Source organism: Butyrivibrio sp. DSM 10294 (genome assembly GCF_028539135.1).
GTDB lineage: Bacteria > Bacillota > Clostridia > Lachnospirales > Lachnospiraceae > Butyrivibrio.
Genome location: NZ_JANSWL010000024.1, coordinates 1 through 1196 on the forward strand (window position 1 = coordinate 1; position 1196 = coordinate 1196).

Here is a 1196-nt window from a genome sequence, read left to right on the forward strand (position 1 = left end):
GATCCCCAGGCTTCGGTGTCGTGTTTCAGCCCCGGTAATTTTCGGCGCAGGACCTCTCGGCTAGTGAGCTATTACGCACTCTTTGAATGTGTGGCTGCTTCTGAGCCAACATCCTAGCTGTCTATGAAATCCCACATCCTTTTCCACTTAACACGCACTTTGGGACCTTAGCCGTGGATCTGGGCTCTTTCCCTTTTGACTACCCAACTTATCTCGTGTAGTCTGACTCCTGCGCTCAGCCTGTATGGCATTCGGAGTTTGATAATCTTTGGTAAGCGGTGAAGCCCCCGCGGATATTCAGTGCTCTACCTCCATCAGGCATGCTGCAGGGCTAGCCCTAAAGCTATTTCGGGGAGAACCAGCTATCTCCGAGTTCGATTGGAATTTCTCCCCTATCCACAGCTCATCACCACCCTTTTCAACGGATGTGTGTTCGGACCTCCACAGCCTTTTACGGCCGCTTCATCCTGTCCATGGATAGATCACCCGGTTTCGGGTCTATGTGAAGCGACTTGACGCCCTGTTCAGACTTGGTCTCCCTTCGGCTATTTACCTTAAGTACTTAACCTCGCCCCTCCACATAACTCGCCGGACCGTTCTACAAAAAGTACGCGATCACACTTCATTTAGATAGTGCTTTCGCAGCTTGCAGGCACAGGGTTTCAGGTTCTCTTTCACTCCCCTCCCGGGGTTCTTTTCACCTTTCCCTCACGGTACTGTTTCGCTATCGGTCACCAAGTAGTATTTAGCCTTACGGGGTGGTCCCCGCATGTTCAGACAAGGTTTCACGTGTCTCGTCCTACTCTGGATACTGTCTCGCTTTGTCCGCTTTCGCATACGTGGCTTTCACACGCTATGGCCGGCCTTTCCATGCCGTTCTGCTAGCAGACTCCATCGATTATACAGTCCGAACCCCAGGAAGCAAGCTCCCTGGTTTGGGCTCTTCCGCGTTCGCTCGCCGCTACTTACGGAATCACTTTTGTTTTCTCTTCCTCCGGCTACTTAGATGTTTCAGTTCACCGGGTTCCCTCCGTTAACCTATGGATTCAGTTAACGGTAACTAGGGTCTACCTAGTTGGGTTGCCCCATTCAGAGATCTGCGGATCAATGTTTATTTGCAACTCCCCGCAGCTTTTCGCAGCTTATCACGTCTTTCATCGGCTCTTGGTGCCAAGGCATCCGCCCTGCGCCCTACA

Annotated in this window: 1 rRNA gene; it reads right to left on the bottom strand. The window is 51.9% G+C overall.

Annotated elements, in window-relative coordinates:
* Nucleotides 1–1196, bottom strand: a 23S ribosomal RNA gene (locus NXH67_RS00230); the annotation flags it as partial.